24 protein-coding genes are annotated in these 25,657 nt (G+C 58.7%); 14 read left to right on the plus strand and 10 right to left on the minus strand.

What is annotated here, in order from left to right; translation table 11 throughout:
• Window positions 1-12 precede the first annotated feature (12 nt).
• From aroK to T9A_RS03580, 6 genes are read right to left on the minus strand one after another with little or no spacing between them, the layout of a single operon-like run.
• Entirely contained in the window at window positions 13-546 is a 534-nt protein-coding gene (gene aroK / locus T9A_RS03555) for a shikimate kinase AroK (protein ID WP_035245129.1), read from the minus strand.
• The gene (pilQ, locus tag T9A_RS03560; protein WP_232221992.1) at window positions 543-2,690 is read right to left on the minus strand and encodes a type IV pilus secretin PilQ; all 2,148 of its coding nucleotides are present in this window, start codon (window positions 2,688-2,690) and stop codon (window positions 543-545) included. Before pilQ ends, aroK begins: the two co-directional genes overlap by 4 nt.
• A gap of 16 nt (window positions 2,691-2,706) precedes the next feature.
• Window positions 2,707-3,234, minus strand: coding sequence for a pilus assembly protein PilP (locus tag T9A_RS03565; protein WP_052042465.1), 528 nt, complete (start codon window positions 3,232-3,234; stop codon window positions 2,707-2,709).
• Between the two features lie 7 nt (window positions 3,235-3,241).
• Entirely contained in the window at window positions 3,242-3,928 is a 687-nt protein-coding gene (locus tag T9A_RS03570) for a type IV pilus inner membrane component PilO (protein ID WP_156964814.1), read from the minus strand.
• Window positions 3,925-4,494 carry a PilN domain-containing protein gene (locus T9A_RS03575; protein ID WP_035245131.1) on the minus strand — a complete coding sequence of 190 codons (570 nt, stop codon included), beginning with the start codon at window positions 4,492-4,494 and terminating at the stop codon, window positions 3,925-3,927. The genes T9A_RS03570 and T9A_RS03575 overlap by 4 nt, the downstream gene beginning before the upstream one ends.
• A complete protein-coding gene (locus T9A_RS03580; RefSeq protein WP_035245133.1) occupies window positions 4,491-5,558 on the minus strand; it encodes a pilus assembly protein PilM in 1,068 nt (355 codons plus the stop codon). The genes T9A_RS03575 and T9A_RS03580 overlap by 4 nt, the downstream gene beginning before the upstream one ends.
• Window positions 5,559-5,756: 198 nt before the next feature.
• On the opposite strand from T9A_RS03580, the gene T9A_RS03585 reads away from it, so the two are divergent.
• Window positions 5,757-8,336: a penicillin-binding protein 1A gene (locus tag T9A_RS03585; RefSeq protein ID WP_035245135.1), complete on the plus strand. Its 2,580-nt coding sequence runs from the start codon at window positions 5,757-5,759 to the stop codon at window positions 8,334-8,336.
• Window positions 8,337-8,485: 149 nt separating this feature from the next.
• Here the strand turns inward: T9A_RS03585 and T9A_RS03590 are convergent, their stop codons facing one another.
• The gene (locus tag T9A_RS03590) at window positions 8,486-9,760 is read right to left on the minus strand and encodes a malic enzyme-like NAD(P)-binding protein (protein WP_035245137.1); all 1,275 of its coding nucleotides are present in this window, start codon (window positions 9,758-9,760) and stop codon (window positions 8,486-8,488) included.
• Between the two features lie 128 nt (window positions 9,761-9,888).
• Window positions 9,889-10,107, minus strand: a complete 219-nt coding sequence (rpmE, locus tag T9A_RS03595; RefSeq protein WP_035245139.1) for a 50S ribosomal protein L31 — start codon at window positions 10,105-10,107, stop codon at window positions 9,889-9,891.
• Window positions 10,108-10,265: 158 nt separating this feature from the next.
• Between rpmE and T9A_RS03600 the strand changes: the two genes are divergently transcribed.
• The 13 genes from T9A_RS03600 to tatC all read left to right on the plus strand — a co-directional run bounded on the left by T9A_RS03600 (window position 10,266) and on the right by tatC (window position 22,772).
• Window positions 10,266-12,437 (plus strand): primosomal protein N', encoded by a 2,172-nt coding sequence (locus T9A_RS03600; RefSeq protein ID WP_035245141.1) that lies wholly within the window; start codon window positions 10,266-10,268, stop codon window positions 12,435-12,437.
• A gap of 121 nt (window positions 12,438-12,558) precedes the next feature.
• Window positions 12,559-14,313, plus strand: a complete 1,755-nt coding sequence (argS, locus tag T9A_RS03605; protein WP_035245143.1) for an arginine--tRNA ligase — start codon at window positions 12,559-12,561, stop codon at window positions 14,311-14,313.
• A 21-nt stretch (window positions 14,314-14,334) separates the two neighbouring features.
• Window positions 14,335-14,964 carry an SPOR domain-containing protein gene (locus tag T9A_RS03610; protein ID WP_035245144.1) on the plus strand — a complete coding sequence of 210 codons (630 nt, stop codon included), beginning with the start codon at window positions 14,335-14,337 and terminating at the stop codon, window positions 14,962-14,964.
• Window positions 14,965-15,225: 261 nt separating this feature from the next.
• Window positions 15,226-15,750 carry an ATP-dependent protease subunit HslV gene (gene hslV, locus T9A_RS03615; protein ID WP_035245145.1) on the plus strand — a complete coding sequence of 175 codons (525 nt, stop codon included), beginning with the start codon at window positions 15,226-15,228 and terminating at the stop codon, window positions 15,748-15,750.
• A gap of 4 nt (window positions 15,751-15,754) precedes the next feature.
• A complete protein-coding gene (gene hslU / locus T9A_RS03620) occupies window positions 15,755-17,089 on the plus strand; it encodes an ATP-dependent protease ATPase subunit HslU (protein ID WP_035245146.1) in 1,335 nt (444 codons plus the stop codon).
• Window positions 17,090-17,197: 108 nt separating this feature from the next.
• Window positions 17,198-17,893 carry a DUF8198 family protein gene (locus T9A_RS03625; RefSeq protein ID WP_035245147.1) on the plus strand — a complete coding sequence of 232 codons (696 nt, stop codon included), beginning with the start codon at window positions 17,198-17,200 and terminating at the stop codon, window positions 17,891-17,893.
• A 1-nt stretch (window position 17,894) separates the two neighbouring features.
• Window positions 17,895-18,647, plus strand: a complete 753-nt coding sequence (gene ubiE / locus T9A_RS03630) for a bifunctional demethylmenaquinone methyltransferase/2-methoxy-6-polyprenyl-1,4-benzoquinol methylase UbiE (protein ID WP_035245148.1) — start codon at window positions 17,895-17,897, stop codon at window positions 18,645-18,647.
• Entirely contained in the window at window positions 18,644-19,315 is a 672-nt protein-coding gene (locus tag T9A_RS03635) for a ubiquinone biosynthesis accessory factor UbiJ (protein WP_035245149.1), read from the plus strand. Before ubiE ends, T9A_RS03635 begins: the two co-directional genes overlap by 4 nt.
• Window positions 19,315-20,922, plus strand: a complete 1,608-nt coding sequence (locus T9A_RS03640; protein ID WP_035245150.1) for an AarF/UbiB family protein — start codon at window positions 19,315-19,317, stop codon at window positions 20,920-20,922. Before T9A_RS03635 ends, T9A_RS03640 begins: the two co-directional genes overlap by 1 nt.
• Before the next feature lie 85 nt (window positions 20,923-21,007).
• The gene (locus T9A_RS03645) at window positions 21,008-21,343 is read left to right on the plus strand and encodes a phosphoribosyl-ATP diphosphatase (protein WP_035245151.1); all 336 of its coding nucleotides are present in this window, start codon (window positions 21,008-21,010) and stop codon (window positions 21,341-21,343) included.
• 43 nt (window positions 21,344-21,386) lie between these two features.
• A complete protein-coding gene (gene tatA / locus T9A_RS03650) occupies window positions 21,387-21,620 on the plus strand; it encodes a Sec-independent protein translocase subunit TatA (RefSeq protein WP_035245152.1) in 234 nt (77 codons plus the stop codon).
• Window positions 21,621-21,667: 47 nt separating this feature from the next.
• Window positions 21,668-22,021 carry a Sec-independent protein translocase protein TatB gene (gene tatB / locus T9A_RS03655; protein WP_035245153.1) on the plus strand — a complete coding sequence of 118 codons (354 nt, stop codon included), beginning with the start codon at window positions 21,668-21,670 and terminating at the stop codon, window positions 22,019-22,021.
• On the plus strand, window positions 22,014-22,772 hold the full coding sequence (tatC, locus tag T9A_RS03660; RefSeq protein ID WP_035245154.1) for a twin-arginine translocase subunit TatC: 759 nt from the start codon (window positions 22,014-22,016) through the stop codon (window positions 22,770-22,772). The genes tatB and tatC overlap by 8 nt, the downstream gene beginning before the upstream one ends.
• 127 nt (window positions 22,773-22,899) lie before the next feature.
• On the opposite strand, the gene T9A_RS03665 is transcribed toward tatC, so the two are convergent.
• Together T9A_RS03665 and T9A_RS03670 are read right to left on the minus strand one after the other, a co-directional pair.
• The gene (locus T9A_RS03665) at window positions 22,900-23,841 is read right to left on the minus strand and encodes an alpha/beta hydrolase (protein WP_035245155.1); all 942 of its coding nucleotides are present in this window, start codon (window positions 23,839-23,841) and stop codon (window positions 22,900-22,902) included.
• Window positions 23,820-25,649, minus strand: a complete 1,830-nt coding sequence (locus T9A_RS03670; protein ID WP_035245156.1) for an Lnb N-terminal periplasmic domain-containing protein — start codon at window positions 25,647-25,649, stop codon at window positions 23,820-23,822. The genes T9A_RS03665 and T9A_RS03670 overlap by 22 nt, the downstream gene beginning before the upstream one ends.
• Window positions 25,650-25,657 lie beyond the last annotated feature (8 nt).

Below are 25,657 nucleotides of genomic sequence, written 5' to 3' on the forward strand. Positions count from 1 at the left end.
CTCACGACCACATTATCCTTGCCGGTGAGACACCAAACAAGCCAACACGTCATCCGCCACCTTTTTCAGGTTTCCTGAGGCCGTGGATACCACGTGATGAGACACCTGTCTGTAGAGAGGGTCCCGCTCGGCAAACAACGCCTCCAGCTTGGCGCGCGGGTCCGCCGTTTGCAGCAGAGGGCGATTCTTGTCATTGCGGGTACGGGCAAGCTGAACGTCCACAGGGGTCCAAAGATAGACCACGCAGCCGCGATCATGAAGCATATCCCGATTTTCGGGCGTCACCACGACACCACCACCAGTGGCCAACACGATACCGTTCTGACGGGTGAGCTCGTCAATCGCTTCCTGCTCACGGCGGCGAAAACCGGCCTCGCCTTCCATATCGAAGATCCACGGGATATCTGCTCCCGTCTTTTCCTCAATAACCCGATCAGAATCGAAGAAGGGATAATCCAGTATCTGGGAAAGGTGGCGACCCAGGGTGCTTTTCCCAGCACCCATGGGGCCAACCAGTATCAGAGAGGGGTTAGTCGTCTTGGTCACCGATTCGCCAAAGCATCCTTCATCAGCCTAGGAGTAATAAAAATCAACAACTCCTGCTTGTCATCCACTTTTGTAGTTCGACTAAACAACTTACCAATCCAGGGCAAGTCACCCAGGAACGGCGTTTTCGCAACAGAATTTCTTTTCTCCTGCTGAAAAATACCACCAAGAACAACTGTCTCGCCATCACTCACCAAAACAGAGGTCTCGACTCGATTTGTGTCGACCACCGGCGTATCCGCTACAAAACCACTTATCGCATCATTGAACACTTTCAGAGTCATTATGATATTGCCATCCGGAGTGATGTGAGGAGTTACCTCCAAACGAAGCTCCGCATCGATAAATTCCACCGCTGTCGCACCAGAGGATGTCGCCGTTTCATAAGGAACTCGCTGGCCAGCAGCGATAACAGCCGGCTGCTGATCCGCTGTCAAGACCTTGGGCGTGGCCACAAGCTCACCATGGCCTTCAGCCTCCAGAGCGGACAATTCAAGCTCAATCAACCCGGACGCCAAAGAGGTAAAGCCGACAGCAAAACGAGATGCCTCGCTAGACTCAACCCCCAAATCAACGATCAGATCATTATTGGTATCTACATTGAACTCTTCAATTTCACCAAGAGAGCCATCGTCATCACGATCAATATTGGCATAATGAAGCTGGCGAAGACTGGTTAGACGGCCGGAGAACATTGAAGTTTCACCTTCATTCGCCAGCTGAGAACCATCATAGCCAAGCCCGCCCCAGCGAACACCGAATTCTTTAGAGACATCATTTGAAGCCACAACCACTCTGGCCTCAATCAGCACCTGCTGCACAGGGATATCCAACTGCTCAATAAGATCACCAATATCATTCAGTCTGGCCTGGGTATCCTGAATAATGAGGGTATTGGTTCGCTTATCAACAACCACAGAACCACGCTCACTGAGCAAAGAGCCCACTTCTTTGTCGGCACCACTGATCAAGGTTTTAATTTCAGTGGCATTCGCATAATTCACATTTACATACTGCGTACGCAAAGGTGCCAAAGAGGCAATCTGCTTTTGACTTTCCAGCTCAAGCTGCTCACGAGCTGCAATTTCGTCTGCAGGCGCCACAAGCAAAACGTTACCCACTTTGCGCTTATCAAGACCTTTGGTTTTAAGTATCAGCTCCAGTGCCTGATCCCAAGGAACATTTTGCAACCGCAAAGTGATGCGACCATCCACCGTATCCGAAGCGACCAAGTTAAGTCCGGTAAAATCAGCAATCAACTGAAGCACTGAGCGAACCTCAATATCCTGAAAGTTCAGTGAAAGCTTCTCTCCTGTGTACTCAAACGCATCCTGTTTTTTCCTTTCAGCCGCATCGTTGGAAACAGGCTTCACATTAATACTGAAAAGCTCGTCAGCCTGATAAGCCAAATACTCCCACGCCCCTGAAGACTGAATCTCAATAGTTGTAGATCCATCTAACGCCTTAGTTTCAACTAACTTTACCGGGGTTGCGAAATCGGTAACATCCAGCTTCCTTACCAGCTCATCCGATACACCTGCACCGACAAAGCGGGCAACAATTTTATCGCCACTTTCTTGTACATCTACCGGGATCGACGCCTGAGACAACTTAACGAGCACACGGCCCTCACCATCATCTCCCCTGCGAAAATCAACCCCGGTCACAGCCGCCTCAGCGTCAGCAACAACATCAGAAGCAGTACCGACTCCCCCTGACCCGGCAGGCAAATTGTCACCGATCAAAACAACCAAGGTGTCGCCATCTACATTCGTCGAGTAACCCGCCAAGGAATCCAGATTGAAAATCAATCTCGTACGATCTTTTGCCTCAACGATGGTGACGCTGCGAACATTGCCTGCCCCCATATTTTGACGTTTTTCATCAACAACGCTATCAGCCCCGATTAAGTCGAGAGCGATACGCGCTGGCTTTTCTATACCGTAACCTTTTACCTCAGGCACAGCTCCGCTGAATGTCAGGCGCACCTCAAGACTATCACCAGATAGAGCATTGGCCTGAACCGACTTAAGAGTGCTTGCCTGGGCAGAGGATAAAGCCCCGAACAGAAGAACAGAAAGGAAAAACCCCGTCACACGCCGGGACATACCATTTTTTGTTTTAAAATCTATATTTATCATCATTGATCCCCAGCGATCATTATTCAGCAATAGAGACGGAGTTGGCGCGCTCTACCCAGCCATCTCGTCCATCTGGAACGATTTCCACAAGCTGAACTTTCGTTTCACTGACAGCCTGCACTTCACCGAAATTTTTCCCTAAATAACTGCCTGGCCTCACTCGCGTAACAGCCCCACCTGGATCAGCGATGAGCGCTTCAAGCTCCCCGCCAGGCCGGGAAATCGTACCAACCATTGTCAAGGCGTCCAGAGAGAAACGCTCCAAGTACTCTCTTGGCCTTCCCATGTCAGGCTCCACATTGCGTCCGTCGGGAATAAACGCTCCAGTTTCGTCTACCGGCTTACTGAACGGTGACCGAAGTTTATGTGCGGCATATGAATAAGTCGCAATTGGCTTGAATTCGGGTGGCGGCTCTATTCTCCCTCTGGGACGAGCTTTGATTTCTTCAAGTCGAGACTCCAAGCCCTGCAGCCCGCTTCCGCCGCTACATCCTGCAAGACCAAAGGCAGCAAAAATCGCCACACTGAAAGCTATTAACTTACGCATACCCCACCTATTTATTTTTACCTGCGGAGGCATTCTTTGTGACAGCCCCGTCATTGCTGGAATAGCGATAAGTTTTCGCTGTGACATCTAGGCGGAGAAGGCCAAGAGAAGCCATCTCTTTTTCTTTGCCCTTCCCCTCATCAGGAACAGATATAGAAAAATCATGCAGCGTCACGATTCTGGGCAACCCGGAAACACCAGAAACAAAAGCGCCAAAGGAATGATAGTCGCCGATAGCGGTGACCTTGATCGGGAGCTCTGCATAGAACTCCTGCTCAACCTCATCTTCCAGTTTTATCTCTTCAAACTCCAAGCCACTACCGAGACCTGTGTGAGTGATATCTTCAAGAAGACCGGGAACCTCAGTTTCTTTGGGCAGCTGCTTGAGCAACGCCCCAAAAGTCTGCTCCATATCGACGAGCTGCGCCCTGAACTGATCCAGATTATGGGCTTCAAAAGCTTTTTTCTCATAGCTCTTCAATAACGATATTTCTTCGTTGCGCTGTTGCTCTAACAGCTGGTTCGCATCCGCGATAAAGAAAAAATAACCCAAACCCAAAACAACCAATAAGACAAGAGTAGCCACACCCGCTTTAGCCGGTGCTGGCCAGCCCCCTACATTTTCAAAATCAAGAGAGTTAAGTTGGTCGATTAACTCCCTCAAATCCATATCTTTCAGCTCAGAGGTTTTCATTGTTTTTCTTCCTCATTTTTGCTGTTTGGAGTGTCCTGCAAGACCGTCAGCACAAAACTATTTGCCCCAGACTGATTCTCTTGTGCAACAACGCTCTGCAATGCTGCTTGCCGGAACCATGCGGACTTATCAAAATTTCGCATCAACCTGGAAATGCGGTTATTGCTCTCCGCCACACCTTCAATCGTATACTCCCCATCCTTTCGCTCTATTCGACTGTAATGGACGCCATCCGGAAGGGTCTTAACAAGCTGGTCAAACACATAAACGATTGTAGGCCGATTACCTTGCAAGCTCTGAATCACTTCCATACGAGCAACAAGTTCCTCTCGCCGAGCTTTTAGCTCTTTGATTTCCTTGATTTTCTCCTCTAATTCTGCCGACTTCGTCTGGATAAAACTGTTTCGAGCTCGCTGGTCCGAGATCTGCTGATCCACATACCCCTTCCACAACCAGAAAATGAGTCCACCCGCGATAGCAGCAAGCACCAGCATCATGACAAACTCTTGCTGCTGCTGCTTACGACGCTCTTCTCTCCACGGCAACAGGTTAATTGTTGTTGTCATTGGTCAAAGCTCCTCAATGCCAGGCCGCAGGCGATCATCAGTGCTGGCGCATCATTGGCAATGGCAGAGGCTCCCACTTTGTTTGCCAGTGCCATATCACTGAACGGGTTGGCCACGGAACAGTTGGCACCAACCTTCTCCTGGATTAGCTCTGCCAGATCCTGGATAGAAGCCGACCCGCCGGCCAACAGGATATAGTCCACCTCATTGAACTGGGTGGAGCCGTAGAAAAATTGCAAGGAGCGATTGACTTGCTGAACGACAGCATCTTTGAAAGGCTGAAGGACTTCCGCCTCATAATCATCGGGCAATTCACCGGTTTTCTTGGCCAGGCCAGCCTCCTCCATGGAAATACCATAACGCCGCTGAATTTCTTCGGTCAGCTGCTTACCACCAAACAACTGCTCACGAGTATAGACGCTGCGACCCTGATGAAAGACGTTCAACGTGGTCATGGTGGCACCGATATCAAAGACCGCCACGGTCTCCAGCTCCTCAGCGTTGGGCAGACCCGGCAGCACAAGCTGGAAAGCCCGCTCCATGGCATAGGCTTCCACATCCACCGCCTTGGCCTGCAAGCCACCAATCTCCAGAGCGTCGGTCCGCATTTCCACGTTTTCGGTGCGAGACGCTGCCACAAGCACTTCCACGCGCTCGTCATTACCTTCAACAGGCCCCATGACCTGGAAGTCCATACGCACTTCATCCAGCGGGAAAGGGATGTACTGATCCGCCTCCACTTTCAGCTGGCTTTCCAGCTCGTCTTCGTTGAGAGAGGCGTCCATTTCAATCAGCTTGGTGATCACGGCAGAGCCGGACACCGCCACCGCCGCGGCTTTGACCCCGGGACGGGCGCGGCTCACCAGACGGGCGATAGCATCCCCGACGCCCTCCACGTCACTGATGTTTTTTTCGACAACCGCGTTGGCCGGCAGGGGCTCAACCCCATAGCTTTCGACCTTGTAGCGGTTCCCCGATTTCGACAGCTCGAGCAGCTTCACCGCCGTGGAGCTTATGTCGATCCCCAGTAGTGTCTGGGCCTTTTTTCTGAGGAAAGGCAGCACTGTTGTCGTCCCGTCTGGTTATTATTAAAGTGTTTTTTCTTGATAAAGATACACTTACACGTTTTTTATGTCGAATCACTTTAGGTGTAGTAATAGCAGAACAGATATTAGATCACAACAACCTTTCCACCATATAATGACCCACTTCACGGGCCCGCTAGGCCTTTCTACCGATACCAGCCAGTAGTTGTCGAAAACATGCGCTTACCCTCCTGGACCCGATACCTGCTCCTTCTCCTGATTGCCGGCGCCGGTAGCGGGCTATCCATTCTGGCCGCCAGCTATCTGTATCTGGCCCCACAACTGCCACCAGCCAGCCAGATCCGCGAGGTGGAATACCAGATTCCCCTGCGCATTTATAGCAGCGATATAAAACTTATTGCTGAATACGGGGAAAAACGCCGACAACCGGTATCCTACGGGGAATTGCCGGAAACCCTGGTCCAGGCGGTATTGGCTGCCGAAGATGAGCGTTTCTTCAGACACAATGGCGTTGACCTGAAGGGTCTCGTACGAGCCGCCGTGGAACTGGCCCGCTACCGGGAAATCCGCTCCGGTGGCTCCACCATCACCATGCAGGTGGCGCGTAACTTCTTCCTCAGCCGGGACCAGCGCTTTCTGCGCAAATTCAACGAGATTGTCCTGGCCATCCAAATCGAGCGGGTACTCAGCAAGGAAGAGATACTTGAGCTATACCTGAACAAAATCTATCTGGGGCACCGGGCCTACGGCGCCGAAGCCGCCGCCCAAGTCTATTACGGCAAATCGGTGGGAGAACTCAATATCGCCCAGCAGGCCATGATCGCCGGCCTCCCAAAGGCCCCTTCAGCCTATAACCCGATCACCAACCCGGAACGGGCGCGGGTGCGGCGCAACTGGATCCTGTTTCGCATGGAAGAAACCGGTGTTCTTACTCCTGAGGCTCGCAAGGTAGCTCAGGCCGAACCGGTAAGCGCCCGCTTCCATGCCGCCCAGCCCGAGGTGGACGCCGCCTATGTGGGCGAAATGGTCCGCCTGCAGGCTGCGAAACTGGTGGAGCAGGATATTTTTACCGATGGCATTCGCATCATCACCACCATCGACAGCAAGCGCCAGACAGCGGCCGTTCAGGCACTGCGCACCGGCCTGCACAGCTACGATGAGCGCCATGGCTATCGCGGCCCCGTAGTGCAGCAGGATATCAGCGAAGCCCCGGCATTATCAGCCATCGACGTGTCAGACAGCGAACAACCTCCAACAGAAGAGAGCGAACTGCCTGCTCAGGCAGAAAAAGCGGAAATCGAGAAAACTATTACCGGACTGGATCCGAACGTCGCCCGCTGGGTAAAGATGATCCGCAACCAGCAACGAATCGGCCCCCTGCAACCGGTCATCGTCACCCGCGTTGGCGAACAGGATGCAGACATACTGTTCCGCGATGGTAAGCGCGCCCAACTGGCCTGGAATGATATCCGCTGGGCCCGCCCCCAGCTCAACAACAAATATGTCGGCGAAGAGCCCCAGAAAGCCGCCGATGTACTAACCCGGGGCGACATCATCCGCGTCCGTCCGGTGGGCCCCGACGATAACCGCCGCTGGCGCCTGGCCCAGTTGCCCGTCGCGCAATCCGCCCTGGTCTCACTGGACCCGGCCACCGGCGCCGTGCTCGCCATGCAGGGCGGCTACAGCTTTTCGGCTTCCAACTTCAACCGAGCCGTGCAAAGTGAGCGCCAGGCAGGCTCCGTATTCAAACCCTTTATCTATACTTCGGCCATGGAGAACGGCTTCACACCTGCCTCCATCATCAATGACGCGCCCGTGGTGTTCGATGACGACAAACTGGAAACCGCCTGGCGCCCCACCGGCGCCAGCGGCAAGTTCTACGGCCCCACCCGCATGCGCGAGGCCCTGTATCGCTCCCTGAACCTGGTCTCCATTCGCATTCTGCGTCAGATCGGCATCAGCCAGGCCATGGGCACTCTGAAGCGCTTCGGCCTGCCCGCTGACGGCTTTCAGCGTGACCTGTCGCTGGCACTGGGTAGTGCCAGCGTCACTCCGATGGATATCGCCAGCGCCTACGGCATCTTCGCGAACGGTGGCTACCGGGTGACCCCCTGGGCCATTCAGCGCATTGAAAATGCGGATGGCGACATCCTCTGGCAGGCAGCGGACGTCATTCTGTGCGAGCCCCCTTGTCTGCCGCCCCTCAAACTGGAGGACGAGATCCCCGAACTGGCGTCGTCGCCGGAGCCATCGGATCCGGACAACAAGGATAGCGCCGACAAACCGGGCACACCAATTCAGCCAGAACCGGTCATGGCCCCCCGGGTACTGGATCCGCGCATTGCCTGGCTGATGAACTCCATGCTCCAGGACGTGATTCGGGTAGGCACCGGCAACAAGGCCCGTGCCCTGGGCCGTGACGACCTGGCCGGCAAGACAGGTACCACCAACGACCAGGTGGATGCCTGGTTCTCCGGCTATTCTCCGGACCTGGTGGCCACTGTCTGGGTAGGCTTCGACAACCCGGCCAACCTGGGCTGGGGCGAATACGGCGGTAAGGCGGCCCTGCCAATCTGGATCGATTACATGGGCCCTGCCCTGCAAGGGGTTCCGGAACGACAGCTGGAACAACCCTCCGGCATCTCCACCGTGCGGATCGACCCCGACAGCGGCCTGCTAGCGCGCCCGGACAACCCCAATGCCATCCGCGAGTACTTTATTGAGGACCAAGTGCCGGAAATAGAACCCCAGCGCGGCCCCGGCGGCAGCAACAGCGCGCCGGAACAGATATTTTAATGCCTGACGCCTGACGCCTGACGCCTGACGCTAATCACTTTAAGGACAGCGTTTTCGCGTCAAGCATCAGGTTCGACAGGCCCATAAAAAAACCGCCTTTCGGCGGTTTTTTCGTCTTGCATCAAGCGTCTTGGATCAAGCGCGCCCCATCACAACTCCGGGAAAATCTCATCCAGGGAGCTCAACGGATAGTGCGAGGGATACCCCTTGCGAGCCACACCACAATCCACCGCCGCACGAGCCACCGCCGAGGACACACGGCCCAACAGACGAGGATCATTGGGCTTGGGAATGATGTAGTCGGCGCCAAAGGTCAGCGGCTCACCGCCATAAGCGTCCAGCACTTCCTGAGGCGGCGCTTCGCGCACCAGCTCGGCAATGGCGTGCACCGCAGCGATCTTCATTTCCTCGGTGATCGAGGTGGAGCGCACATCCAGCGCACCACGGAACATGTACGGGAAACACAGCACATTGTTCACCTGGTTGGGAAAGTCGGAACGACCGGTAGCCACGATCGCATCCGGGCGCGCCGCCTTGGCCACCTCCGGGCGAATTTCCGGATCCGGATTGGCCAGGGCAAAGATGATCGGCCGAGGGGCCATCTTCTTGACCATTTCCGGGGTCAGCATATCCGGGCCGGAAACACCGATAAACACATCCGCATCTTCCACTGCATCGTTCAGGGTGCGCTTGTCGGTATCGTTGGCCAGCGCCGCCTTGTACTGGTTGAGATCGTCTCGACGGCTATGAATCACGCCCTTGCGATCCAGCACCAGGATATTTTCCTTGCGCGCACCCATCTCGATCAGCAGCCGCACCGATGCCACGCCAGCGGCGCCGGCACCCACACAGACCACCTTGATGTCTTCGATACGCTTTTTCTGGATTTCCAGCGCATTGATCAGACCGGCCCCCACCACGATGGCGGTACCGTGCTGATCATCGTGGAAGACCGGCACATCGCACTGCTCTTTAAGGATGCGCTCGATCTCGAAACACTCCGGCGCCCGGATATCTTCCAGGTTGATACCGCCAAACGTGCGATGGATACGCACCACAGTGTCGATAAAGGCCTGGGAGTCTTCCGCGTCCACTTCGATATCGAACACATCAATACCGGCAAACAGCTTGAACAGAATCCCCTTGCCTTCCATCACCGGCTTGGACGCCAGCGCACCCAGATTGCCAAGGCCCAGGATGGCAGTGCCATCACTGATCACGGCCACCAGATTGCCCTTGGCAGTAAAGCGGTAGGCCAGCTCCGGCTCCCGGGCGATCTCGCGCACCGGTTCCGCCACACCCGGACTATAGGCCAGGCTCAGATCACGGCTGGTTGCCGCCGGCTTGGTCACCTCAACGCTGATTTTCCCTGGCCGCGGTTTGGCGTGGTATTCCAGGGCCGCCGTTCTCAAATCCTCAGACATGCTGGTCTCCGCTGGTCCCTAGTCGGGCTAAACTGTCAGGCTAAACACTGTGTACGCAAGATCTCAAAGCAAAAAGCACCCCGCAGGGTGCTTTTTAAAGGCTACATAAACTGCGGTGAAAACGCTGTTTAGTCCTTCTTGCTGCGCATCATGCCGAAGCGCTGCTTGAACTTGTCGATCTGGCCACCGCTGTCGGCTTGCTTCTGCTTGCCAGTATAGAAAGGATGGCAAGCGGAACAAACGTCCAGGTCCATCGCACCACCGCGGGTGGAATGGCTTTCAATAACGTTACCGCAGCTGCAGGTATAAGTCGCTGCCTGGTATTCGGGATGAATCTCTGGTTTCATGGCTGAGCTCCAATATGTGTCGCTACCTGGCTCTACGACAGGCACCACACGGCTTGCGTCTGGGAAAAAGAAGGCGAATCATAACAGCTTAATCCCAATCCGCAAGCGCTGAGGGCCTATTTGAAGGCTCTTTGGCGCAGCAGTCTTCAGGAACGCCCTTGTCAGCCAAGAAAACCCTGCAAATTGCCCTGCCGGTCCCGCTAACAGGCTGCTTTGACTACCTGTACCCGGGCGACACCCCGCCTCCGCGCGGCTGCCGGGTACAAGTGTCTTTCGGTCGGCGAACCCTGGTGGGCCTGGTCCACGGTCACGGCAACAGCGATTACCCCAAACTCAAAGCCGTTCAACGGGTACTGGACGACAGCCCTGTCCTGCCGACAGAGCTTTACCAGCTGTGCGAACGGGCCGCCCGCTACTACCACCACCCCCTCGGCGAGGTCCTCAATTACGCCCTGCCGGCCCTGCTGCGCCAGGGCAACGACGCCGAAGCGAGCCAGGAAAAGCGCTGGCAGCTTACCGAACGGGGCCACCATGTCAGCGACGACCAGGTCAGCCGGGCTCCCCGCCAGCGCCAGGCCCTGCACACCTTGCGGGATCACCCCAAGGGGCTGAGCAGCGCCATGCTCGCCGCCCTGGAGGTTCCCTCAGCCACCCTGGCCAGCCTGCGAGACAAGGGCTGGGCGGAGCAGGTGGCTCTGGACGATGACGCGCCGCCCAAGGACATTCTGGCCCAGCCGCCCCTGGCCGCCAACGCAGAACAGCGCAAGGCCATCCGTGCCCTGCAGGAAGCCAGGGGGTTTACCCCCTTCCTGCTCGACGGTGTCACCGGCAGTGGCAAGACCGAGGTCTACTTACAGGCCATGACCGCGCATCTCACCGCCGGCAAGCAGGTACTGGTGCTGATTCCGGAAATCGGCCTGACACCGCAGACCGTGCAACGCTTCCGCCAGCGCTTCGCCGTGCCGGTGGTCACCCTGCACTCCGGACTCAGCGACCGGGAACGGCTGGACAACTGGCTGGCCGCCCGGGATGGCAAGGCACGCATCATCATCGGCACCCGTTCTGCCATCTTTACCCCGCTCGCCGACCCGGGCCTGATCATCGTCGACGAAGCCCACGACGCCTCGCTGAAACAACAGGATGGCTTTCGCTTCCACGCCCGCGACCTGGCCACCTGGCGAGCCCAGCAACTGGACATCCCGGTAGTACTCGGCAGCGCCACCCCAGCCCTGGAAACACTGCAGCTCGCTCGGCAAGAGCGCTTTCAATGGCTGAAACTGTCGCAACGGGCCACGGATCAGGGACGCCCGCCCATCGAAATCCTCGATGGCACCCTGGCCGCCCCCGGCCAGCCACTGCTCCCCCAGTCCCTGCAGGCGATAAAACACTGCGTAGAGCAGGGCAACCAGGCCCTGGTCTTTATCAACCGGCGCGGCTACGCCCCCATGATTCTCTGCCAGGATTGCGGCTGGCAGGCGGAATGCCGCCGTTGCGACAGCTTCCTCACCTGGCACCGCAGCGAAGGCAGTCTGCGCTGTCACCACTGCGACTATCAGCAACGGGTGCCATCGCGTTGCCCGGACTGCGGCTCCAGCGCCATCCATGAAGCTGGCAGCGGCACCGAAAAACTCACCGAATTGCTGGAACAGTCAATACAGGTGCCGGTAATCCGCATCGACCGGGATGCCACCCGCCGCAAGGGCAGCCTGGACGCCCACTTGGCCACCATCCAGCAAGGCAACCCGGTGGTAATGGTGGGCACCCAGATGCTGGCCAAGGGGCATCACTTCCCGAAACTGTCTCTGGTAGTGATTCTGGATATGGATGCCGGCTTTCTCAGCGCCGACTTTCGCGGCCCGGAACAGGCCGCCCAACTGCTGCTGCAAGTGGCAGGCCGCAGCGGCCGGGAAAACCAGGGGCGGGTACTGCTGCAGACCCGCCACCCGGACCACCCACTCCTGCAACTGGCCGCCAGCGGCGACTACCCGGCCCTGGCCAGCGCCTTGCTGGAGGAACGGAAGATGGCCGGCCTGCCCCCCTTCGGCCACCTGGCCCTGTTCCGCTGCGAAGCCATGAGCATGAACAAGGCCATGGAGTTTCTGCAGCAGCTTGCAGGTATTCCCCTGCCCCCGGACGTGCACCTGCTGGGCCCGGTCCCCGCCCCCATGGAAAGACGCGCCGGCCGCTACCGCACCCAGATGTTGCTGCAATGTACCAGCCGCCCCCCCCTGCACCAGGCCATCAGCCTGTTGCTGGAACAGGCCCGCACCCTGCCCACCGCCCGCCAGTGCCGCTGGCATCTGGATGTGGATCCAATTGATATGTTGTGAGAAGGCAGCATGCTGTGGACCGCGGGGCGCGCGCTGCGTGTCCCGTGCTGCGTAATCCCGCCATTTCCCGTACAATCGCCGCCCAATCGAACGGCCCAGATGCCCTCCACAAAAGAATGCCATGAAAGAACGCCTGATTACCCTGATCGACAGCGCCCTGGACACCCTGATTGCCGAGGGGGCTCTGCCCGCCGAGGCCAAGCGCCCGGCGCAGATCGACCGCACCAAGGACAAGAGCCACGGCGACTTCGCCACCAATATCGCGCTGATGCTGGCCAAACCCGCTGGCATGAAGCCCCGCGACCTGGCGGAAAAACTGATTGCCGCCCTGCCGGCGGACAACGCCGTGGCCAAAGTGGAAATCGCCGGCCCCGGTTTTATCAATTTTTTCCAGGCCGATGACTGGCTCACCGGCCTGCTGGATCAGGCACTGGCGGACCCATACCTTGCTGTACCCCGCCCTGAGCAGGCACAGACCGTGGTGGTGGACTACTCATCCCCCAATCTGGCCAAGGAAATGCACGTGGGGCACCTGCGCTCGTCCATCATCGGCGATGCAGTGGTGCGCACCCTGGAATTCCTCGGCCACGCGGTGGTTCGCCAGAATCACGTGGGCGATTGGGGCACCCAGTTCGGCATGCTGCTGGCCTACCTGGACGAACAGAAAAGCGAGGAAAGCGACACCGAGCTGTCCCGCGAGCTAGGAGACCTGGAAGGTTTCTACCGTGCCGCCAAGCAGCGCTTTGACGAATCCGACGCATTCGCCACCCGCGCTCGCAGCCTGGTAGTAAAACTTCAGGCCGGCGACGAAGACTGCCTGGCTCTGTGGCGGGAATTCAACAGCGTCTCCCTGAGCCACTGCCAGGCCGTCTATGACCGCCTGGGCGTCAGCTTGACTCCAGCGGACGTGCGCGGTGAAAGCGCCTACAACGATGACCTGGCGCAAGTGGTCAGCGATCTGGACGCCAGAGGCCTGCTCAGCGAGGATCAGGGCGCCCAGTGCGTGTTCATGGACGAATTCAAGAACAAGGAAGGTGCCCCGCTGCCGGTGATCGTGCAGAAAGCCGACGGTGGCTATCTGTACGCCACCACCGACCTGGCCGCCCTGCGCTACCGGGCCGGCACCCTGCATGCCGACCGCATGCTCTACTTCGTGGACCAGCGTCAGGCCCTGCACTTCCAGCAGATGTTCAGCCTGGCCAAACGGGCCGGCTTTGTGCCTGAGCCCACCGAGCTCGAACACATGGGCTTCGGCACCATGAACGGCCCGGACGGTCGCCCGTTCAAGACCCGCGACGGCGGCACCGTGAAACTGATTGATCTGCTCGACGAAGCTGAAGAACGCGCTTATACCCTGGTCAAGGACAAGAACCCGCAACTGGACGACCAGGACCTGCGAACCATCGCCCACGCCGTGGGTATTGGCGCAGTGAAATACGCGGACCTGTCGAAGAACCGCAGCAGTGACTACATCTTCAATTTCGAGCAGATGCTCAGCTTCGAAGGCAACACCGCCCCCTATTTGCTCTACGCCTACACCCGGGTGGCCAGCGTATTCCGCAAGGCCGGTCTGGAGATGGCCCAGGTCAGCGGTGACTTCCAGCTTCAGGAAGACGCGGAGCAGGCACTGGCCGCCCGCCTGGTGCAATTCGGGGAAGTACTGGAAAGCGTGGCCGAAAAAGGCCTGCCACACCTGCTCTGCACCTATCTGTATGACGTGGCCGGCCTGTTTTCCACTTTTTACGAGCATTGCCCGATCCTCTCCGGCGACAATGAGGCCCTCAAACAGAGCCGCCTGAAGCTGGCAGCCCTTACCGCCCGCACCCTGAAACAGGGCATGGAACTGCTGGGCCTGAGCCCGCTCGAACGGATGTAGCCGAGAACCACAGGACACCCCATGGCAAAGAACACCAGCAAACGAGGGGCCAGCCGCGGCCCGGTACGCAAGAAGACGCAACGCCAGGTCCCGGGCTGGGTGTGGCTGTTCACCGGGCTGATGGTGGGCCTGTTTGTGGCGTTCCTGTTTCACCTGGGCAAGACCCAGCTGGAGCAAGGAAATAACGGCAAGGTGGCACAGAAGCCGGAGCAGCCCGCCAAACCGGCCAAGCCAGCACCGAAAAAGGACAGCAGCGACGATTCCCCGCAATTCGATTTCTACGCAGTACTGCCGAAGATGGAAGTGATCGTGCCGCAGAATGAAACCGATTCTGGCAGCCGGGACAGCCGCAAACCCGCTCAGGACAAACCGACCAGCGAACGCAAACCGGACGCCGGCACACGCTCCAGCAGCGAGCGCTATCTGCTGCAAGCGGGCAGTTTTCGCCGCAACGAGGATGCCGACCGCCGCCGTGCCGAGCTGATCCTGAAGGGCTTCGATGCCTCCATTCAGTCCGTGGACCTGGAAAGCGGAGACAGCTGGCACCGGGTCATGATCGGCCCCTACGACAACCTTAACGCCATGCACCGGGCCCAGGATCAACTGGCCGGCAATGGCATTGAGACCCTGCCGATCAAGATGAAGAAGTGAGGACGTTCCAACTGCAGGAGCTTGCCCGCAAGCGAGGCGGGATCAAGCTCCTGCGGCTAATGGATAATTGATAACGACCCAATCCATGGCTGTGACTCTCAAAGCGCAGACGTCGCAACGAAACCATGAGCGCACCCTCTGCTGGCCCGGCACCAAACCCCCTCGCGAGCTATCCACTATCAATCATCAAATGCCCTCTCTTCCCTTGAATCCCTTATCGCCAGCCCCACATCTGCAAAACCACTATAAAAGGAGCTTACCGTGACCACTATCGTATCCGTACGCCGCGGCAATAGCGTTGTGATTGGCGGTGACGGCCAGGTGTCACTGGGCAACACCGTCATGAAAGGCAATGCCCGCAAGGTGCGCCGCCTCTACCACGGCAAGGTCATTGCCGGGTTTGCCGGCGGCACCGCCGATGCCTTCACCCTGTTTGAGCGATTTGAAGCGCAACTGGAAAAACACCAGGGCCATCTGGTCCGTGCCGCTGTAGAGCTGGCCAAGGATTGGCGCACCGACCGCGCCCTGCGTCGCCTGGAAGCTCTATTGGCCGTGGCCGACAAGGAAGCCTCACTGATCATCACCGGCAATGGCGATGTCATTGAGCCGGAAAACGACCTGATCGCTATCGGTTCCGGTGGACCCTTTGCCCAGGCAGCCGCCACCGCCCTGCTACACAACACCGAGTTGGCTGCCGGAGATATTGTCGAGAAGAGCCTGACCATTGCCGGCGATATCTGCGTCTACACCAATCAACAGCAAACCATTGAAGAATTGAGCTGGTAATCCGATGCCAAACCTGACCCCGCGCGAAATTGTTCATGAACTGAACAAGCACATTGTCGGCCAAGAGCCGGCGAAAAAATCCGTTGCCCTGGCCCTACGCAACCGCTGGCGTCGCATGCAGCTTCCGGCAGAAATGCGCGCTGAAGTGGCGCCCAAAAATATTCTGATGATTGGCCCTACCGGCGTGGGCAAGACCGAAATTGCCCGCCGCCTGGCCAAACTGGCCGATGCCCCCTTTATCAAGATCGAGGCCACCAAGTTCACGGAAGTGGGCTATGTGGGCCGCGATGTGGAATCCATCATTCGTGACCTGGTGGAAATGGCCATCAAGATGCTACGCGAGAAAGCCATCGCCCGCGTCGGCAGCCAGGCTGATGATGCCGCAGAGGAACGCATTCTCGATGCCCTACTACCCGCCGCCCGCGGCGAGGAAGAGAACAAGACCGACAACAGCACCCGTCAGATCTTTCGCAAGAAACTGCGCGAGGGTGAGCTGGACGACAAGGAAATCGAGATCGAGGTGTCCAGCAACCCGGCCGGGGTGGAAATCATGGCACCGCCAGGCATGGAAGAGATGACCAGCCAGCTGCAGCAGATGTTCTCGAAAATGGGCGGCAGCGGTAACAAGCGCACCCAGAAACTGCGTGTCCGCGAAGCCTACCGACTGATCCGCGACGAGGAAGCGGCACGTTTCGTCAATGAAGACGAATTGAAGGTGCAGGCCATTGATGCGGTGGAAAACAACGGCATTGTGTTCCTGGATGAAATCGACAAGGTGGCCAAACGCGGCGAAAGCGGCGGCACCGATGTATCCCGGGAAGGGGTCCAGCGCGATCTGCTGCCGCTGATCGAAGGCTGCACCGTGTCTACCAAATACGGCATGGTGAAAACCGACCACATCCTGTTCATCGCCTCCGGCGCCTTCCACCTGTCCAAACCCAGCGACCTGATCCCGGAGCTGCAAGGCCGTCTGCCCATTCGCGTGGAACTAAGCGCGCTGACGCCAGATGACTTCCAGCGCATTCTCACCGAACCCAGATGTTCGCTCACCGAGCAGTACAAGGCCCTGCTGGACACCGAAGGGCTTAATCTGGAGATCACCGACGACTGCATCCGGCGCATCGCCGAGGTGGCCTGGCAGGTCAACGAGCGCACCGAAAATATCGGTGCCCGCCGTCTGCACACGGTACTGGAAAAGCTACTGGAAGAGATCAGCTACGATGCCGACTCCCTGGCCACCCAGTACCACGACAAGGCGCTGGTACTCGACGCCGAAGCGGTGGACCGCTATCTGGGTGAGCTGGCCGATGACGAGGATCTGAGCCGCTACATCCTCTGATGGCCCGCGTCTGAGGTCGGGCATCTGACACGAAACCTGCAAGTGTTGGATGCCTGACTTCCGTCGTCCACCCCCTTTCCTGCTATGATCCCCGCCGGAGGAAAAACCATGACCGCCGGCGAACAACTACAACACTATCTGGACCGTTTCTTTGCCCTGCGCCAGCATGGCGACGACACCCTGTTTCTCGCCCGCCTGCAACGTCTACAGGACTGGCAGGGGGAACGTCTCAAGCACACCCATCGCCATCTTCTGAACGCTCCGGCCACGGCGGAGGGCATCCGTTTTCTCCTCGAGGAAGTCTACGGTGGTCGCGAGCTGCTACCGGTGGCCCGGGAAATCCGGCGCGCCCTGCCCAAGGCCATGAAGCTGCTGCCGGACAAGGTCATGGCCACCTCCGCCAGCGCTCTGGAGGCCGCCATTCTCACCCAGGAGCTGGACGAGCAGGTCACCGACTGGCTGAGTGACGAGCTGGATCAACCGCTCACGGAGCTGACCTACCTCAAGGGGTTTCGCCAGCAAAGCCATCACCCTGCCCGCCAGCGCCAGCTACAATTGGTGGCTGAGCTTGGCCATCGGCTGGACCGCTATATCCGCTCGCGAATGATACAGACCACCTTTCGCATGGTACGCAGACCGGCCCATGCGGCAGGCTTTACGAACCTGTATGATTTCATGGATCGCAGCTTCCGGGTGATGAAGCCAGTGCCCAGTGTGGGCCTGTTGCTGGAGCAGCTGGCCGCACGGGAAGAGACCATCATGCAGAAGGTCTACGACCATCACCCGGCCCCCTTCGAGGACTGACATGAACGACGAAACCAAGGTCACCCACTTCGGTTACCAGCAGGTACCGTGGCAGGAAAAGCAGCAGAAAGTGGCTGGCGTATTCCGCTCGGTGGCGGGCAAATACGATGTCATGAACGACCTGATTTCCATGGGTAGCCATCGCCTGCTCAAGCGCATGACCATCGAACTTGCCGGCATTCGTCCGGGCCACAAGGTACTCGATCTGGCCGGCGGCACCGGTGACCTGGCCATCAAGTTTTCCCGTCTTGTCGGCGAAACTGGGCAGGTGGTGCTGGCAGATATCAATGACGCCATGCTGGCAGTGGGCCGCGACCGTCTGTTCGACGCGGGTTGCAGCCACAATACCCAGGTCGCCCAGGTAAACGGCGAATGCCTGCCCTTCGAAGACAACAGCTTCCACTGCATCACCATTGCCTTCGGCCTGCGCAACATCACCGACAAGGATGCCGCCCTGCGCTCCATGCTGCGGGTACTGAAACCCGGTGGCCGGCTGCTGGTACTGGAATTTTCCACCCCGGTGCACAAGCCCCTGGCCAAGGCCTACGAGCTGTACTCCTTCGGCGTATGGCCCAAACTGGGCAAGCTGATCGTCAATGACGCAGACAGCTACCAGTACCTGGCCGAGTCCATCCGCATGCACCCGGACCAGGACACTCTGCAGGGGATGATGGACCAGGCCGGCTTCGCCCGTACCGAATACTTCAACATGCTGGGTGGCATCGTGGCGCTGCACAGAGGGTTCAAATTTTGAGTCTGAAAGACCAGTCCCGCTCCCCCGGCCTCCTCTCCACCACCGCTCTGGCTACGGTGGAACGAGCCATTAACACCGCCCTGCGCTCCGATCCGGCCAGCGCCGACCGGCTGGCGCTGCATGCCGGGCGCCTGCTGGCCATCGAGGTGACCTTACCGCCGCTGGCCATCTATGCGCTGATCGTGGAAGACGGGGTGGAGTTATATCACCGCAGCGATGCCAACGCGGATGTCACGGTAAAGGGCAACCCCATGGACCTGGCCTCCCTGCTGCTCAACTGGAATACCCGCCCCGGCGTCATTGGCGGCCCGGTGGATATCAGCGGCAACCGGGAACTGTTGCAGGAAATGCAGCAACTGGCCCGTGAACTGCAAATCGACTGGGGCGCCATCCTAGAGCCGGTGACCGGCTCGGAACTGGCCCAGCAACTGGATTATAGCGCCCGTCGCCTGTTCGGCTGGGCCCGCCAGGCCGCCGGTCGGCTGACCGAGCAACTGGCCGACTACGTGGGCAACGAATCCGGCCTGACCCCCGGGCGCCGGGACGTCTACGAATTCGGTCAGGACGTGGACGAGCTGCGCATGGACGTGGACCGTCTGGATGCCCGTATCCAGCGCCTGCGCACTGCACGGTCCGGCAATACCAGCAACGGGAGCGCCACCGACTGATGCTGCCCGTTACCCGCATTCTGGTGGTCGCCCATGTGGTGTGCCGCTACCGGCTGATTGCCCTGCTGCCCTCGCATCCGCTGCGCAATGTGCTGCTGATGCTGTCATTCCTGGTACCTTCAAGCTGGCTTGGCACCGGCAAACTCAGCGAAGGCGAGCGCCTGCAGAAGGCCCTGGAACGCCTCGGCCCCATCTTCATCAAGTTCGGCCAACTGCTGGCCACCCGCCAGGACATGCTGCCACCGGAGTGGACCAGCGCCCTGGCCCGACTGCAGGACCAGGTGGCGCCCTTCGACGGGCAACAGGCCCGGGATCTGGTGGAAGCCAGCCTGAGCCAACCCTTCGATGAGGTATTCCTCGACTTTGACACAACGCCCATGGCCGCCGCCTCCGTGGCCCAGGTCCATGCCGCTACCCTGCACAATGGCCAACAGGTGGTGGCCAAGGTACTGCGCCCCACCATCCGTCCGGTGGTGCACCGGGACCTGAAGGTAATGGCCTTCGGCGCCCGCTGGCTGGAACGGTTGTGGCGCGATGCCCGCTATTTCCGCCCGGCCCGGGTGGTACAGGATTATCGGGACATCATCCTTGGCGAACTGGATCTGGCCGCCGAGGCCCGCAACAGCGAAACCATGCGCCGGCACTTCCTGTTCAGCCCGCTGCTGCATATCCCGGCCATTCATCTGGAGCTGTCCAGTCCCACCGTGATCATCATGGATCGCATTCACGGCATCCCGGTGAATGATATCGAGCGCATCAAGGCTGCCGGCATTGATCCCAAGGTGCTCGCAGAACGGGGCGTGGAGATCTTCTTTTCCCAGGTATTCCGTTTCAACTTTTTCCACGCGGACATGCACCCGGGCAACATCTTCGTCAACCCGGAACACCCGGAATCCCCCCAGTATATGGCCGTGGATGCGGCCATCGCCGGGCGCTTGTCGAAGGAAGACCTGAACGTGCTGGGCCGCATGGTGCTGGCCGTCATGCGCGAGGATTACAGCGCCCTGGTGGATGCGGTGATCCGCGCCGGCTGGAATACCGCCCCCATCGACCGCCCCCGCTTTGAGCGGGCCGTGATCGACATTGTCGAGCCGGTGCGCTCCGCCCAACTGGACCAGCTGGAATTCGCGCCGCTGGTGATGAAGCTGTTCGATATGGCGCGCAACTACCACATCGAAATGCCGGTGCAGTACATCCTGCTGATGAAGACCCTGGTACATATCGAAGGGCTGGGGCGCAGCATTTACCCGCAACTGGATATCTGGAGCACCGGACGGCCGCTGCTGGAGGCCTGGATGCTGGCCGAATACGGGCCCAGCGCCACGCTAAAAAAGCTGCAGAACCGCATGCCGGAGTGGACCGCCCAGCTGCCAGACATGCCGGATCTGCTGCGCGACGGTCTGGAAAGCCTGCGCGAACTGCCCTATCAACAGGACCGCCTGGAAGCCCGCTTCGAACAGGCCCTGTTACGCCATCGGCACAAGCTGTTTGCCGGTCTGGCCGGCCTGGGCTGCGCCGGCACCGCCGTGTGGCTGGCAACCCCCCATTTCAGCTGGCCACTGGCCGCGGCTGCCATGCTGCTGGTGAGCTGGAGCTGGCGGCGCTAGACTGTGGCACCGCACTGCGGCACACCGGATAATCCGTCGGCGCCCGCCCGCAGCAGGCGCCAACAATAAAGAAAGTACAAACGCTATGTCAGATATACTCAGTCAGCTCCATCAGGTGCTTGAATCCCGCAAGGGCTCCGACCCGGACAGCTCCTACGTGGCCAGCCTGTACGCCAAAGGATTGAACAAGATCCTGGAAAAAGTGGGCGAGGAAGCGGTGGAAACCATTCTCGCCGCCCGCGACGCGGAGGTCAGCGGCAAAACCGATGCGCTGATCAGCGAAACCGCAGATTTGTGGTTCCATAGTCTGGTCATGTTGGCCAAACTGGGAGAACACCCTGACAAGGTACTGGCAGAACTGGAGCGCCGCTTCGGCCTGTCCGGCCATGACGAAAAAGCGGCGCGCGGCAGCAAGCACTGAACCGCCCTGACTATCGGCGCCTGACCTACTGGAGAGAGACAGCATGTTTTCCGGCATCAGCATTTGGCAGTTACTGATCCTTCTGGCCATCGTGGTCCTGTTGTTCGGCACCAAGAAGCTGCGCAATATGGGTGGCGACCTTGGCGGAGCCGTAAAAGGCTTCAAAAATGCCATGAAAGACGGCGAGGAAGAGCAGGATCAGAAGCGCCTGGCCGACGAAGAGAAAGAGGCTCCCGAACAAAAAACCGAAAAGGACAAGGAAAAAGAACAAGCCTGATCTGGCCCGGGCTTTCGGCTTCTCCAACGCCCCGTTAAGAGGTTTCCATGTTCGATATCGGCTTTGCCGAACTTACCCTGATCTTCGTCATTGGTCTGGTGGTGCTTGGCCCCGAGCGTCTTCCCACGGTGGCGCGCACTTTGGGGCAATGGATCGGTCGTGCCCGCTCCACCTTCAATCATCTGAAAAGCGAACTGGAGCGCGAAGCGGTCACCCAGGACATGCGCGAACGCATGGAAAAACAGATGCGCGAGATGGGCCTGGATGAAGACAGCATCCGCGACGCCAAAGAAAGCCTGCTAAGCCCGGAACAGATTGCCAAGGCGAGAACCCCCCGCGACTCGCAAGCGGACTCCGCCGACGACAGTGAAAAAACCCAGGAACCACCGCGCCATGAATGACGCCAGCAACGATTCCGGCCAGCCACTGATTGCCCATTTGCTGGAACTGCGCAATCGCCTGCTCAAAGCCATGGCAGCCATCTCCGTGGTGTTCCTGGGGCTGTTTTATTTCTCTCGAGAACTGTACACCCTCGTGGCCAAACCGCTGATGCAGGCCATGCCGGAAGGTACCAGCATGATCGCCACCGGCGTCGCCTCGCCGTTCCTGGCGCCCTTCAAACTAACCCTGTATCTGAGCATCTTCGTGGCCATGCCCTTTATCCTGCATCAGGCCTGGGCCTTTGTGGCACCTGGCCTGTACCGGCATGAAAAACGCCTGGCCATCCCGCTACTGGGCAGCAGCGTGCTGCTGTTTTACGCCGGCGCTGCCTTTGCCTATTTCGTGGTATTCCCGCTGATGTTCCAGTTCTTTACCGCCATTGCCCCGGAAGGGGTGGCGGTGACCACGGACATCAGCAGCTATCTGGATTTTGTGCTGGCCCTGTTCCTGGCGTTCGGGCTGGCCTTTGAGTTACCCATCGCCATCGTGCTGCTGGTCAGTACCGGGGCCACCACAGTGGAAAAACTGGCCAGCGCCCGCGCCTATGTGGTGGTGGGCTGCTTCGTGGTAGGCATGCTGCTGACACCACCGGACATCATCAGCCAGACCCTGCTGGCGCTGCCCATGTGGTTCCTGTTCGAGGTTGGCCTGATGGCCGCGCGTTTGATACGTCGGGAAAAGCAGAAACAGCAGGAGACGCCCGACCCGTAGGGTGGATTAGCCGAAGGCGTAATCCACCAGACCAGGCACATCGAACACTCTCCCACCTTATGGTGGATTACGCCCTTTGGCCTAATCTACCCCCTACGCACAGTCTCGCGCTCGGCAGCCTCCTTCATTAAAAGCGGTAGCCATTATTGCCGGTTGGCGCTGGCGGCAACGGCAACGGCGCCAGGCCATCCATACCGTCATCACGGGCCGGTGGCGCTGGTGCCGGTGCGGCGCAGCCATTGTGCTGCAGAAAATCCACTATGCGTTGCTGCACCGACGGATCCCGGGTGCTTTCGATATGCCCGCCACGCAAGCGCTGGAACGTTTTCGGCTCGCTGGCAGCAGCAAACAACCGCTTGCCGTGGTCATAGGGAATAATCGGGTCGTCTTCGCTGTGCATCACCAGCAAGGGCGTCGGTGCCACCCCTGCAATACGGGATTCCGGGTCCAGGTCGGTGCCGGGCATACCCGGTAGCACCAACCAACGCAGCGGCCACAGCAACCAGCTGCCTTTCATCACATCATTGGTGATACCCCGATAACTGGCAAACGCCGCCTCCAGCACCACGCAGTCCGCCGCACCCTGATTCTCGGCATCTCCCAGCACCGTCGCTGCCATGGCGCCCCCCAGGCTCTGACCAAACACTGTCAGCGGGCCCTCGGCACTCTTGGCATTGCGCAACCAGTCCAGCCCCAGCTGCACATCGTCGAACACCGCCGGCAGTTTCGGCTTTCCCTCTGACAAACCATAGCCACGGTAATCAAGGAGAAAAACGTTATACCCCTGCTCTGGCAACCATTGCACACTGGCCAGATGGGTGCTGATGTTCTGAGCATTGCCATGAAGAAAATACACGGTGCCACGCACATGACCATCACCGGCTGCCGGCAGCCACCAGCCATGCAGGCGCAGCCCGCGCGGATGGATCAACACCACATCCTCGTAGCTGAGCCCCTGGTTTTCCGGGTTTTGTACCCAGGGCTCCATGGGATAGAAGAACAGTTTGCTGCAGCCGGCCAGCGCCATGGCCAGCCCAGTCAGCAGGATCAGTCGAAGTACCATCGCCATTGCAGTTTGAACTCGTTATCACCATCCCCGCGCCAGCCTTCCCGGCTCAGCGATGCCCGCAGTCCGTGCTGTCGGGCAAACGCCCAGTGCACGGCAAGCTCGGAGGTATGTCGATAGGTATCGTTGTTGAAGTAATGCCCCACGCTCCCCACTTGCCACTGCCAGCGCCCACGCTGGTAGAGCAGACCGGCATCCAGCCCGGCCCCGGGGGTGAGGAAGGTATCGAAGTCGCTATTATTTTCCATTCGCAGGCTGGTTAACAGGTAAGGCTGCCAGTTCCCCATGGCCCAGCTGCCACCCGCACCGCCCTGAACATAGCGAACCAGTCTGCGACGCCCCGCCCAGGCTCTCTCCAGGCCACCCTCCACATACCAGCTCAGCGGTTTGCTGAAGCGGTTACGGGGGGCCAGCGAGCGAATGCTCACCACATCCAGTTCTTCCAGTCGTGGATCACCGGATTCCGTGCTGCGCAACGTCAGTCCGAGCCCCTGGATCTGTGCTCCGCGCAGAAACCCGTAATTATTATCCAGCAAGTCATGATAGGTCAGCCGGTAACTCAGTTCCCCAAAATCCTGGTTTCCTTCGCGCTGACCACCAGCCAGCGCCAGCATCTGGGTGCCATGGCCGGCTTCCGGCGGCTCGGGGTCCTGCGTTTCCGGCACATCGACCCTGGGCAACTGATTCATCTTTGTCAGCAAGACAAAGGAATCCCTGGCGACCTCTGGATCCCGTGCCCCCTTGCGGTTGACCAGGCGCAGATAGCGGTAGGCTGTGGTGACCATCTGCGCCTGCTGCTCCGCACCGGCTTGCAGGAATTCTTCCGATTCCATTAAACCGGGATCATCCGCCAGACGCCGGGCCAGCTTCTGTTGGCGCGGCGTCATCTGGCGGCGCAGGTTATCCAGCTCCACCGCCTTGGAGGGCCGGTAGTGGCGCTCGCTGATCAGATCCCGGTCATCCAGGGCGCGCACCGTATTCACCGGCACTTCGGCAAACCGTAATTCTGTCAGCAGCTGCGACCCCGGACGTGCTACCTCCACCAGCTCCAGCAAACGAAAGGAGCAATTTTCATCAAAAAAGTAGTAATCGAAATTGATGTCCTTCAATTCCCACAGATGCTCAATCAGCCAGTCAATTTCCTGCTGATCCAGGTCCAGGGTGTACTCCCACATGTCGCGGTTTTCCATGTGGGAGTATTCCTGAATTTTTTGCACGTAAGGGACCAGGGCAAATCGCCCGGGATAACCACCCGCCAGACCCCGGTAAATATGAAACAGGGAATTGTCGGCCTCGCTGGATACCGCACCGAAGTTCACCGCCCAGGACAACCACACGGCACTGCCTTCGCCCTGATCCAGGCGCAACAGAGTGTGACCGAACATGGAAGACGGGCTGTTCAGATAAGCCGCAGGAAAAACCAGCACTGCCCGACTGGCCTGTACCGCAGCACGCCATTCGGAATAATCCTCGCAGTGGGCAAACGGCGTATCATCCTGCCAATTGAAATGCCCGGCCAGGAAACGATAGCGGGCAGGGAAACGACAACGATCCGGGGCTTCTGCCGGCTCAAGCGCAGCAGCCGTTGCCCGCAATTCGGCAAGCACATCATCCTTGCCATTGTCTGCCAGAAAATAATTGTCGTCGTCGATATAACTGCGTCCCCGGTCACGCAGGGTGGCACCGGGATTTACATGCATGAGAGCCTGCCATCGTGATGAAGCGGCAAGATCAACCAATGAGGGAGAGGAGTTCGCGGCCAACGCCGGGGCAATCCAGCACAGCAGCACACAAAACAGTCCAGTGCGCATCCGGTATT

It is taken from the genome of Alcanivorax jadensis T9 (genome assembly GCF_000756655.1).
Lineage (GTDB): Bacteria > Pseudomonadota > Gammaproteobacteria > Pseudomonadales > Alcanivoracaceae > Alcanivorax > Alcanivorax jadensis.

What these genes read in the sequence shown, in the direction of transcription:
- T9A_RS03575 (WP_035245131.1), bottom strand. Translation starts at nt 4,494, where the DNA reads ATGACAACAACAATTAACCTGTTGCCGTGGAGAGAAGAGCGTCGTAAG.
- ubiE (WP_035245148.1), top strand. Translation starts at nt 17,895, where the DNA reads ATGAACGACGAAACCAAGGTCACCCACTTCGGTTACCAGCAGGTACCG.
- T9A_RS03670 (WP_035245156.1), bottom strand. Translation starts at nt 25,649, where the DNA reads ATGCGCACTGGACTGTTTTGTGTGCTGCTGTGCTGGATTGCCCCGGCG.
- tatA (WP_035245152.1), top strand. Translation starts at nt 21,387, where the DNA reads ATGTTTTCCGGCATCAGCATTTGGCAGTTACTGATCCTTCTGGCCATC.
- T9A_RS03570 (WP_156964814.1), bottom strand. Translation starts at nt 3,928, where the DNA reads ATGAAAACCTCTGAGCTGAAAGATATGGATTTGAGGGAGTTAATCGAC.
- T9A_RS03565 (WP_052042465.1), bottom strand. Translation starts at nt 3,234, where the DNA reads ATGCGTAAGTTAATAGCTTTCAGTGTGGCGATTTTTGCTGCCTTTGGT.
- T9A_RS03585 (WP_035245135.1), top strand. Translation starts at nt 5,757, where the DNA reads ATGCGCTTACCCTCCTGGACCCGATACCTGCTCCTTCTCCTGATTGCC.
- T9A_RS03590 (WP_035245137.1), bottom strand. Translation starts at nt 9,760, where the DNA reads ATGTCTGAGGATTTGAGAACGGCGGCCCTGGAATACCACGCCAAACCG.
- argS (WP_035245143.1), top strand. Translation starts at nt 12,559, where the DNA reads ATGAAAGAACGCCTGATTACCCTGATCGACAGCGCCCTGGACACCCTG.
- T9A_RS03665 (WP_035245155.1), bottom strand. Translation starts at nt 23,841, where the DNA reads ATGGCGATGGTACTTCGACTGATCCTGCTGACTGGGCTGGCCATGGCG.
- T9A_RS03645 (WP_035245151.1), top strand. Translation starts at nt 21,008, where the DNA reads ATGTCAGATATACTCAGTCAGCTCCATCAGGTGCTTGAATCCCGCAAG.
- T9A_RS03610 (WP_035245144.1), top strand. Translation starts at nt 14,335, where the DNA reads ATGGCAAAGAACACCAGCAAACGAGGGGCCAGCCGCGGCCCGGTACGC.
- pilQ (WP_232221992.1), bottom strand. Translation starts at nt 2,690, where the DNA reads ATGATGATAAATATAGATTTTAAAACAAAAAATGGTATGTCCCGGCGT.
- tatB (WP_035245153.1), top strand. Translation starts at nt 21,668, where the DNA reads ATGTTCGATATCGGCTTTGCCGAACTTACCCTGATCTTCGTCATTGGT.
- T9A_RS03640 (WP_035245150.1), top strand. Translation starts at nt 19,315, where the DNA reads ATGCTGCCCGTTACCCGCATTCTGGTGGTCGCCCATGTGGTGTGCCGC.
- tatC (WP_035245154.1), top strand. Translation starts at nt 22,014, where the DNA reads ATGAATGACGCCAGCAACGATTCCGGCCAGCCACTGATTGCCCATTTG.
- T9A_RS03625 (WP_035245147.1), top strand. Translation starts at nt 17,198, where the DNA reads ATGACCGCCGGCGAACAACTACAACACTATCTGGACCGTTTCTTTGCC.
- rpmE (WP_035245139.1), bottom strand. Translation starts at nt 10,107, where the DNA reads ATGAAACCAGAGATTCATCCCGAATACCAGGCAGCGACTTATACCTGC.
- hslU (WP_035245146.1), top strand. Translation starts at nt 15,755, where the DNA reads ATGCCAAACCTGACCCCGCGCGAAATTGTTCATGAACTGAACAAGCAC.